Raw genomic sequence first — 10337 nt, forward strand, 5'->3', positions numbered from 1 at the left:
AATATTTTTTTATACATATTAATAGATATAATTTAGAAAGGAGCGACTATTTATCGATTCGTTAGCGATCAATAGTCATCGTTTCATTCAAAAGTTATTATTTTCGTTCTCGATATATTCCGACAAAGGCAAAGTCCCTTTCTAGTACGCTAAACGTGTAAGAGGCGAAGTACCTTTAGCTACTCGTTCCTTTAAAGTTCCCCATTGTGGAATTCGATTTAATTTCATACATTTATCGCTTAATTTCTTTATCTGTAGGCAAAACAATTGCAGCAATTATATAAAGTAACACTGTAAATCCACTAGTAAAAAAAGCTGATAATGCAGTTACTATGCGAAGAATACTTACATCAATTTCATACTTGTCGCTTAAGCCACCTAACACACCTGATACTTGTTTATCTTGAGTGGACTTATATAACTTTTTCATCTAAACACCCCGATCCAATTAAATATTTGTATGTTAAAAATTAGTTCGATCTTTGGAAGAAATTTAAACTTTCTTTAACTAACCTACCCTTTAATTGAATAACATCTGATATCTATATTTTAACATAAAATCCCATAAAACTTCTGGTTTTCATTTTAATACCACATTATTTTAGAAAACAAGCATTTGTTAAGATAGCAATATAACATATTGAAGCCTATTACTAAAAGAACCATCCTAGATTACTTTAGGATGGTTCTTTTTCTTTATCCTTTTCGGCAAGAAGACTCCATCTGATGTGTGTTACGGGTGAAACCCAACAAATCAGGTGGAGATGAATTGCTATCAGTAGGTAGACCAAACACTTTTGTTTCTTTTTGTCTTACGATACAATCTGCCCTTAGATAAGGAGGGAATAGATCGTAAGACAACGAAATTGGATAATCATAATCCTTTTGTTACTTGAGCCAATAGGAATTGCGATGCAGACTATGTTCACATTTTGTTCCGTTCCAAATATTGATTTGTCAAAAAAATAATTTTAATGAACTTTCTAAGAAAGGTGGTGAAAACTATGACTAGGAAGAAAGCAGTGAAAGTATTACGTAAACAAAAGAAAAGAGAAACTATGCAACGTTTTACGCAGAAACAAAATATCGGACGAGCTTGCCTGACTGCCAAAGAATTCCGCTTACTGCAACGCATGTCACATAGTTCAAAAGCATTGCGAAATGTTGGGTTGTACACGATGAAACAAAGTTATTTGAACCATAATAAAATGGCTACTGTAAAAGAAGTGGATACTGCCATGCAAGCCGATATGAACTACTGGGGCATTCAATCAAACTCTGTTCAAGCAATTCGTAGAGCCTTATATGCAGAAGTAAAGAGCTTTTTTAAAGCGATGGAAAAATGGAAGAAAAATCCTGAGAAGTTCACAGGTCGTCCTAAGTTTCCGAATTATTCTCGTCCAACTGACAAACGAATCATTGAAATCTATCAAGTTCCAAAAGTGGATGATAACGGATATTGGATGATTCCGATGAGTGTTGCATTCAGAAAAAAATTCGGTTCCATTAAAATACGTATGCCTAAAAACGTAAGAAATAAAAAAATCTCCTACATTGAGATTGTACCGAAGCAAAAAGGTCGGTTCTTTGAGGTGCATTATACATATGAGATGCACGTCTCTCAAATGAAGAAACAATCAGCGACCACTAGTAACGCTTTGAGTTGCGATTTAGGTGTAGATAGATTAGTAAGTTGCGTGACAAATACAGGTGATACATTTTTAATTGCTGGAAAAAAACTAAAATCCATTAACCAGTACTTCAACAAAATGATACGTAATCTCCAACAGAAAAATATAGAAAATGGACTTTCGAAACGTGTTGTAACGAATCAAACGGCTGCACTTTGGCATAAACGCGAACGACAAATAAATGGTTACATTTCACAAACTGTAGGCCTGTTGTTCAAAAAAGTGAAAGCATTTGGCATAGATACGATTGTCGTAGGCTATAACGTTGGTTGGAAACAAAGATCTGATATGGGGAAAAAGAATAATCAAACGTTTGTTCAAATCCCGTTTCATGAACTGATTGCAGCGATTGAGAATAAATGTATAAAAGAAGGGATACGATTTTTAAAACAAGAAGAAAGCTATACTTCTAAAGCTAGTTTTCTTGATAAAGATCCGGTTCCAGTTTGGTCTAAGGATGATAAAACTTATTATCGCTTTAGTGGCAAACGAATCACCCGTGGTCTGTACAAAAGTAAAGCAGGAACATGTATCCATGCTGATATTAATGGTGCGCTGAATACATTGAAAAAATCAAGAGTTGTAGAATTGGATGAAAGTCTTAAAGTGAAAACACCGATTCTATTAGAAGTACAAAAACGTAAGGCTGTTGCTTCGCGCATAGCTTAGTGGGTGCGTCAACCATCTATGTGTACTCGACTTGTCGGGGCTTGTAGTACACGCCGGATTCATCTGAGTGGTGGCTTCTTCCATAAGGAAGAACTGCTCTTTTTCGAAAGGGTGGTGCAAGTGGGAAAACAATCGTTCGTTGCCAGTACCAACCAAAAACATACTTGGGGTGTTACGGTAAGGTGGCATGAATGCTAGAGCGTCAAATGTCTAGCGATAGATGAAAAGACCTAGCTTTCTAACTCAAGCCCCCACTGAAACGCTTCATCTCAGTGGGGGTAGTTGACTAATGATTCTTTAACATCACTAACAGCTTCTCTTGACTATACATCCATACTGTAATGATTAAACAAGCAAGTGCGACTTCTGATAATGCCATAAATCCAATTGCATAATGACCTGTTAGTTGGAATAGTAAAGTTAAAATTAGGGGTGGGAAGAACCCTCCTAGTCCGCCTAAAGCTGAAACGAGTCCATTTACAATACCAGCTTGTTCTGAGAAGTACATTGGAACGAGTTTGAAGATTGTACCATTACCAATACCTGCGCAAAATGCGACTAGTAGGCAACCAAATGTATACACGTTCATACTAGGCATAAATGATAAAATAATACCTGAAAGTGTTAAACCGATAAATACGAAGATTAATATTTTAAACGGGTTAAACTTATCACCAAGCCAACCACCAATCGGACGCATCATTGTTGCTAATACGATGAATCCGGCTGTCCGCATACCTGCATCTACTTTTTCTAATCCGAAATGAGATACTAAAAAGTTTGGTAAGTATACTGTAAATGCGACAAATGATCCGAATGTTAAAAAGTAAAAGATACATAAAAACCAAAGTTTTTCATTTTTATATACACCTTTTATTTGTTCCATTAATGGTGTATTCACCTTTTTCTCCTTACGATCACCTAATAAAAAGTTCATAAGTGCAAATGCTGCAAGTAAAACTAAATAACACTGTACTGTCGTTCTCCAGCCAACTGAAGTTGCAATGACAGGTGCTAAAAACGAAGTAATTGCTGTTCCGGCGTTACCGACACCGTAAATACCATTTACAAAACCGTGACTCTCTTTCGGAAAGTATTTCGGTAAAGAAGTTACCCCTACGGAGAATACGGCCCCACCGATTCCGACGAATAAGCCACCAATAATTAAATCCATCATTGAATTGGCAACACTAATATAAAAGACAGGAAATAATAATAGAATAAAACTAATAAAGAATAATTTTCTTGCTCCGAAACGATTTGTCCAATAACCAATTGGAATGCGAAGAACAGAACCTAAAATAACCGGTACTGCTGTTACCATAGAAATTTGTCCCGCAGTTAATGGAATATCCGCTTTAATATAAGGCATTAATGATGATAAAATAACCCATACCATAAAACCGATAACTAGATTAGAAGTTTGTAAACTTAATTGAAAATTAGGACCTTTCATCCTGTTCCCTCCTATGTATGCATAGTTATATTCATTCCCTCCAGCCTAATCACGTCCTAACATGATTAGGCTGAAAAGAATCAACCACCACTTACTGGCGGAATCATTGCTATGACATCGCCAGTTTGAATGATATCATCCTCATTTGCATACTCTTCATTGATAGCGACCATTATCTCACTTGAAATTGCTACGTTGTATTTCGTAATAAGGACTTCCTTTAGTTCAGCAACCGTAATATTTTCACAATCTATGTGTAATGCTGACTTACTTACTTCTTCTTGTAAATGTGCAAATAATAGTACTTCAATCATATTCTCATCTCCTTTCTAGGCTCACCATTTACATACGCTACCTTCTCTAACTGATCACCTATCCATGACTCACCATCTTCCCAAAACTCTTTCTTCCATATTGGAACAATTTGTTTTATACGCTCCATAATATATTCGTTCGCCTCATAGGCAGCTTTCCGATGTGGTGTAGAAACAGCGACGACAACAGCAAGATCAGAAATTTGTAATGTACCAATGCGATGTGTAATGGCGACATTTGTCCCAGGCCACTTCTCTCCTACTTCGGTGCCAATTCTCTTAAGCTGTTTCTCCGCCATTGTCTTATAAGCTACATACTCTAAATATAGTGTACGACGCCCTTTCGTAAATTCTCTGACAGTACCAATGAAAGTTGCAACTGCGCCACATTCACGACGAATTACTTTGTTTGTAACTTCTTCAATTGAAATAGGTGTATCAATTACTTCATAATACGTATGTATCATCTTGCACCTCTTATCTTTGTATAAGTTAGCAACCTATTTTTCTATTATTTGTATGATCGAAGTGGTTCTTCCCACGGCCACTCACTTCCGGCGCTTGATTCTAATAACAGTACCGAAACAGTTATTCCTGCTTCAAATCCTCTCGTTCCTCCCGGCAGGACTATACATGCATTCGCCTCTGCAAGTGAAGAAATTGCACTAGATTTGTCTAAACCAACTGGTGTAGCTTGCAATGTTCCATCTACAATTTCCACTTTCCCTCGTACAAAACGAGTAAATGGGTTTGCTTTCAGAAAGTCTTTCTGTAATATTGCCTCTGCACGATATACGTGCGAATCTTTTCTATGCAAATATGTTCCAATGGCTGGCCGAACATATAATTCACAACCGACATAACAAGCTGAAGGATTACCAGATAGACCAAATAATAGTTTTCCTTCTAGCTCAGCTACAGTTGTCACACTTCCCGGTCGCATCGCTATTTTGTTGAAAAGCACATTAGCTCGTAATCTCTCATAAATAGCAGGTAAATAGTCATAGTCTCCTACCGAAACGCCACCAGTTGTAATTAAAATATCGACTTCTTTTATCGCTTTTTTCACAGTGTTATAACACGTCTCAAAATCGTCAGCGAATTGTCCATAATACTGTACAACTCCGCCCGCTCGTTCAACTTGAGCAGCTATCATATAGGAGTTACTATTTCGAATCTTCCCTGGCTTTAATTGTTCATGTACTTCAAGCAGTTCACTTCCTGTCGTTACAATTCCGATAACCGGCTGTTTTACAACGTAAACGGTACTATAACCAAACGTAGAAAGAAGCGCCACTACTCCAGGGTTAATAACAGTCCCTTTTTTCACAAGGATGGTATTTTGTTTTACATCTTCACCTTTAAAAGAAATGTTATCACCGGCGGCGAAGGAGCGTTTTAATTTCATATACGTCTTTTCTTTTTCTTCAAATCCTTCCGTTAGCTCTAACATAACAACCGCATTACACCCTTTTGGAATTGCGGCTCCGGTCATAATACGGACAGCTTGAAATGCTTTCACTTCTTCTGTAAAAACAAAACCGGCTCCAATTTCACCAATCACTTCAAACAGAATGGGATTACTGCTACTTGCTTCTTTTGTATCTTCTGCTCGAATCGCAAACCCGTCGTATGGAGAGCGATCAAAATGAGGGACATCATGATCTGCAATAACATCTTCTCCAAGAATTCTTCCGTAACTTTCTATAAGAGAAACCTCTTCTATTTCACCTTGATGAGCGTATTTCATTACACGTGCCACTGCTTCTGCCACCGGAATTGGTATACGTTTTTCTAACATTCTTTTTCACCTCGTTTTAATAAGGGGCAACGCTCTTTCTGTTCATCCTATATATTTTGCGTATAATCGTTTTGCTATTTTCACATCATTTGTTCCATGAATAAATGCTCTACCGTCTGTAAATAACACGAAACGATATTCATCAATTAGAAATGATAGTAAGTAAGGCGTTTTTTGGACATGTACACTTTTTTGTAATCGTTTTTGAATTTCGTTTAAATTAAGATTTCTCTTTATTCCTGAACGGATTTGAACCGTATTCCGTCCGCATAGCACTTCCGTTTTCATCTGCGCTTCAAATGCTAGACTTGGATACGTTCGTGATTTCCCACAAGATGGACATGTAGTTTTTTTCTGTCTATTTACTTTTAATGAGAGATATTGATTGTTCCAAATATCAAATGATAACATCGTTCCTCTTAGCGACTCATAATCATCCACCAATATTTTCATCGCCTCTGTCACTTGGTGAGCAACAACCATCTGTACAGCTGGCTGAATAATTCCGGCTGTATCGCATGTTGCACCGCCCATAGGATGATCCATTAGACAGCGAAAACATGGTGTTTTCCCAGGAAGAATTGTATACGTTACACCGTAACTTCCAATGCATCCACCGTATATCCAAGGTATATTTTCTTTTTGTGAGATGTCATTTATAAGTAGGCGCGTATCAAAATTGTCAGTCGCATCTAATATGAGATCTACTTCTTTTGTTAACTCTTCTATTTCTTGCATTGTGACATCCGTTACAACTGGTACAATTTCCACTTCAGAATTAATCTTTCTTACATGTTCTGCCGCTGCAATTGCTTTCGGTTTAGACTGCTTTGCATCTTCTTCTGTATATAACTGTTGCCGCTGTAAATTACTCCATTCGACGTAGTCACGATCGGCAATTGTCAATTTCCCAATTCCCATCCTAACGAGCGCTTCCGCATTTGCAGCTCCTAGTGCACCCGCACCGATTAGGAGCACTTGCTTTTCTCTTATTTTGCTTTGTCCCATTTCACCAATTCCAGAAAACAATACTTGCCTTGAATATCGCTCTTGCATAGAGGATCCTCCTTTCACTATCCGCCAATGTAAGACATTTCAACTTTTGGACGTTTATTTGTACTTTCCGTCGTTCTTTCATCTGAATATCGATCTGTTCTATATCGCCATGTATGTTGTAAAATTTTTAATAGTGAGGCATCCGAAATATTTTCTCGAAGAAGCGTTCGCAAATCCGTTCCTTTTTCTCCAAATAAGCACGTATAAAACTTGCCGTCTGCCGAAATACGAGCTCTCGTACAAGAAGAACAAAATGACTCAGATACTGAAGTAATAAGTCCAACTTCGGCATCGCTCCCTACATATCGATACAATTTCGCAACTTCTCCAAAGTAACGAGGTTGAACAGGCTCAATCGGATATACGCGATTAATCTTCTCTATTAATTGTTCCTTCGTAATAACTTGTTCAAAGTTCCATCCGTTCGTACTGCCAACATCCATAAACTCAATGAAACGTAACTGTATTTCTTGTTCTTTAAAATACTGAGCCATAGGAAGAATTTGACTATCATTCATTCCTTTTTTTACGACCATATTTACCTTTACTTCTAATCCAGCTGCCTTCGCTGCTTCAATTCCTTTTAATACAGGTTTTGTGCTTACATTTCGGCCATTTATTTTTTTGAAGACGTGATCCTCTATTGCATCTAAACTAATATTTACACGTTTTAATCCCGCGTCTTTTAACGCCTTAGCTTGTTTTGCTAAATGAATACCGTTTGTTGTGAGCCCAATATCCTTTAAGCCTTCTAACTTTGCAAGCCTTGCGATTAACTTCGGTAAGTCTTTACGCAATAACGGTTCGCCGCCAGTAAGCCTAATTTTATTGACTCCCATACTTATAAACAATCTTGCTAATCTTTCTATTTCATCGAACGTTAATAATAACTCTTCTTGTAAAAAAGCGTAATCAGGTCCGAACACTTCAGCGGGCATACAATATGTGCACCTGAAATTACAACGATCAATAACTGAAATACGTAAATCTTGAAGTGGCCGTTCTAAAGAATCTTTCATTTTCTCGTGCATCTATATCCCTTCTTTTCTGCTCAAATCCTTAGTAAGTTTTCGTTTTTTTATTTGCTTTCATTATAAAAAAGAAGCGACATATTCAATGTGACATTTCTCACATCACTTTCCCCATTCAAAAAATCTTCACAAATCCGTTCGAATTTTGTTCACATCTTCAGTCTCTCCTCCTTACGGTCATTGAAATTTCACTTTATTTTTAAAATAGCTCTTGCATTTTCAGCATATTTACACTCAAAATAGGAAATGTATTGCTTATAAGAAGAAAGGTGATTGCTGTGGCAAACAGTATGACATTATCTCAAGATTTAAAGGAATTACTTGCATCTGTTGAATATAAAATGCAGATTAAAAAGGGGAGTTTTATTTTTCAAGAAGGTATGGAAGCAACAGAACTCTATATCATCCACTCTGGAAAAGTACAAATTAGTAAACTAAGTGCTGACGGGCAAGAATTAACACTCCGTATTTGTTCGGCATACGACATTATTGGAGAATTAACATTATTCACGGACAATGCGAAGTATTTATTAAATTCAAAATGCCTTGAAGATGTTGAAGTAGGAGTAATAAAGCGTGAAACCTTAGAAAAAGCATTACTCCAAAAACCCGCACTTGTATTTGAATTTATGAAATGGATTAGTGAACATTTAAGAAGAATGCAAACGAAGTTCCGAGATTTAGTATTACACGGCAAAAAAGGTGCCTTGTATTCTACTCTCATACGAATGACAAATAGTTATGGTGTGTTAAAGGAAAATGGTATTCTCATCGATTTACCATTAACGAATCAAGAACTTGCTAATTTCTGTGCAACTTCACGTGAAAGTGTAAATCGAATGTTAAATGAATTAAAAAAGCAAGGCACAATTTCTATTCATAAAGGAAAGATTACAATCCACGATTTACAATTTTTAAAATGTGAAATTGCATGTGAAGATTGCTCTACCTCTGTTTGTAGTATTGATTAGCATCTTATTTAGATACTTATACCTATAAGGAAAGCCGAGGTCTCCAATTAGATCTCGGCTTTCCTTATAAACTACTAAACATATAAAACTAAATCATTTTTTCAATTCATTTGGAATACGTCTTCTGTAAATCACATAACTACGGCTTAAGTATTTAATTGGGGCACTAAAAACATGTACCAGTCTAGTAAATGGCCATACTGCGAAAAGCCCCATCCCTGCAAGAATATGAATTTTAAACCATACAGGCACTTCCATCATATATTCGACTTTCGGTTGGAAAATAAAGAGACTTCGGAACCAAGGACCGATCGTTGTACGATAATCAAACCCTTTTGAGTCGATGTTTAAAAAAGTTGAAGAAAGTCCTGCTAGCATTACGATAAGTAATAAAATAAGCGCAATATAATCTCCCTTTGTACTCGTTGCAATGATGCGTTTTACTGTTACACGGCGGTACGTTAATATAATTAAACCGATGATAGAAGCAATACCTGCCGGAAGTCCGAAACTAATTGCTATTATGTGATACATATGCTCCGAAATACCTATTGAACGATATACAGCCTCTGGAATTAAAATCCCCATAACATGACCGCCAATTACGAACATGATCCCAAAGTGGAATAATAGACTTCCAATTCGTAGCATTTTCTTTTCTAATAGTTCACTAGATTTTGATGTCCATCCAAATTGATCATAGTTGTATCTGAAAATATGTCCACCGATAAAGATCGCAAAAATGATATAGGGAAACAATACCCATAGAAATTGATCCATCATTTTGACAACTCTCCTTTCTAATTTGTCTGTACACCCCATGTATCGATAGCGAGTAGAACAGCCGCAAGAATCGGTTCATACATACTACCTGCTTCTTTTAACTGTACGTGTAATGCTTGTATGTTCTCCTTGTATTTACTCATAATTGGTTCACTGTCTTGCTCATTTGCATTTGCAAAAAACTCGAGTAATAACGGTAAATAATCAGGTAGTTCTTTATCTGTTACTTCAAAACCAGATTTTTTATAATGCTGCTTTAACTCTAGTAATTCAATACCTCTTTCTCTTTGTTCGCCGGTGTTCATATAAGTTAAATACATATTTGTCTTTTTACCAAAATCAAATGTATATACGTAACAGTCAATTAATTGATCATCCATTTTATCCAGCGCTTGCTTTATAAATGCTGTAAGTGATGCTTTAACGTCTTCCTGTTCAATCGCTTCAATCTCTTCTTGCAATTCAGTTAAAGCTTCTCTCCACCCGAGTTCCGGATAGGAAAGAAGGAATGAAGAACATGAAAAAGCAGTTTGTAAACTTTGTTTCATATTTTTCCGCCCCCATT

The 10337-nt window shown here is 36.6% G+C and carries 11 protein-coding genes; 2 read left to right on the forward strand and 9 right to left on the reverse strand.

The genetic code is table 11. The features are described 5' to 3' along the window. Positions 1 to 232 precede the first annotated feature (232 nt). The gene (locus tag FS802_RS03350; RefSeq protein WP_000737850.1) at positions 233 to 430 is read right to left on the reverse strand and encodes a PspC domain-containing protein; all 198 of its coding nucleotides are present in this window, start codon (positions 428 to 430) and stop codon (positions 233 to 235) included. Positions 431 to 1004: 574 nt separating this feature from the next. Between FS802_RS03350 and FS802_RS03355 the strand changes: the two genes are divergently transcribed. Then, a complete protein-coding gene (locus tag FS802_RS03355; protein WP_070168731.1) occupies positions 1005 to 2360 on the forward strand; it encodes an RNA-guided endonuclease TnpB family protein in 1356 nt (451 codons plus the stop codon). A 286-nt stretch (positions 2361 to 2646) separates the two neighbouring features. Here the strand turns inward: FS802_RS03355 and narK are convergent, their stop codons facing one another. The 6 genes from narK to moaA form a co-directional block, all read right to left on the reverse strand. Beyond that, positions 2647 to 3816, reverse strand: a complete 1170-nt coding sequence (gene narK / locus FS802_RS03365; RefSeq protein WP_000678171.1) for a nitrate transporter NarK — start codon at positions 3814 to 3816, stop codon at positions 2647 to 2649. 80 nt (positions 3817 to 3896) lie between these two features. Beyond that, a complete protein-coding gene (gene moaD / locus FS802_RS03370) occupies positions 3897 to 4130 on the reverse strand; it encodes a molybdopterin converting factor subunit 1 (protein ID WP_000573685.1) in 234 nt (77 codons plus the stop codon). After that, on the reverse strand, positions 4127 to 4597 hold the full coding sequence (locus FS802_RS03375; RefSeq protein WP_000582103.1) for a molybdenum cofactor biosynthesis protein MoaE: 471 nt from the start codon (positions 4595 to 4597) through the stop codon (positions 4127 to 4129). Before FS802_RS03375 ends, moaD begins: the two co-directional genes overlap by 4 nt. Before the next feature lie 44 nt (positions 4598 to 4641). Beyond that, positions 4642 to 5931, reverse strand: a complete 1290-nt coding sequence (locus FS802_RS03380) for a molybdopterin molybdotransferase MoeA (RefSeq protein WP_000890794.1) — start codon at positions 5929 to 5931, stop codon at positions 4642 to 4644. 42 nt (positions 5932 to 5973) lie between these two features. Then, entirely contained in the window at positions 5974 to 6987 is a 1014-nt protein-coding gene (locus tag FS802_RS03385; protein ID WP_001158147.1) for a molybdopterin-synthase adenylyltransferase MoeB, read from the reverse strand. A 17-nt stretch (positions 6988 to 7004) separates the two neighbouring features. Further along, complete coding sequence (moaA, locus tag FS802_RS03390) at positions 7005 to 8018, reverse strand: GTP 3',8-cyclase MoaA (RefSeq protein WP_000544619.1); 1014 nt, start codon at positions 8016 to 8018, stop codon at positions 7005 to 7007. A gap of 278 nt (positions 8019 to 8296) precedes the next feature. Between moaA and FS802_RS03395 the strand changes: the two genes are divergently transcribed. Beyond that, on the forward strand, positions 8297 to 8989 hold the full coding sequence (locus tag FS802_RS03395) for a Crp/Fnr family transcriptional regulator (RefSeq protein ID WP_000013864.1): 693 nt from the start codon (positions 8297 to 8299) through the stop codon (positions 8987 to 8989). A gap of 93 nt (positions 8990 to 9082) precedes the next feature. Here FS802_RS03395 and narI read toward each other — a convergent pair whose 3' ends face one another. Both narI and narJ read right to left on the reverse strand, forming a co-directional pair. Then, positions 9083 to 9772: a respiratory nitrate reductase subunit gamma gene (narI, locus tag FS802_RS03400; protein ID WP_000969205.1), complete on the reverse strand. Its 690-nt coding sequence runs from the start codon at positions 9770 to 9772 to the stop codon at positions 9083 to 9085. Between the two features lie 17 nt (positions 9773 to 9789). Continuing rightward, positions 9790 to 10320, reverse strand: coding sequence for a nitrate reductase molybdenum cofactor assembly chaperone (gene narJ / locus FS802_RS03405; protein ID WP_000814221.1), 531 nt, complete (start codon positions 10318 to 10320; stop codon positions 9790 to 9792). Positions 10321 to 10337: the final 17 nt, after the last annotated feature.

This window comes from Bacillus sp. DE0042, assembly GCF_007680225.1.
Lineage (GTDB): Bacteria > Bacillota > Bacilli > Bacillales > Bacillaceae_G > Bacillus_A > Bacillus_A wiedmannii.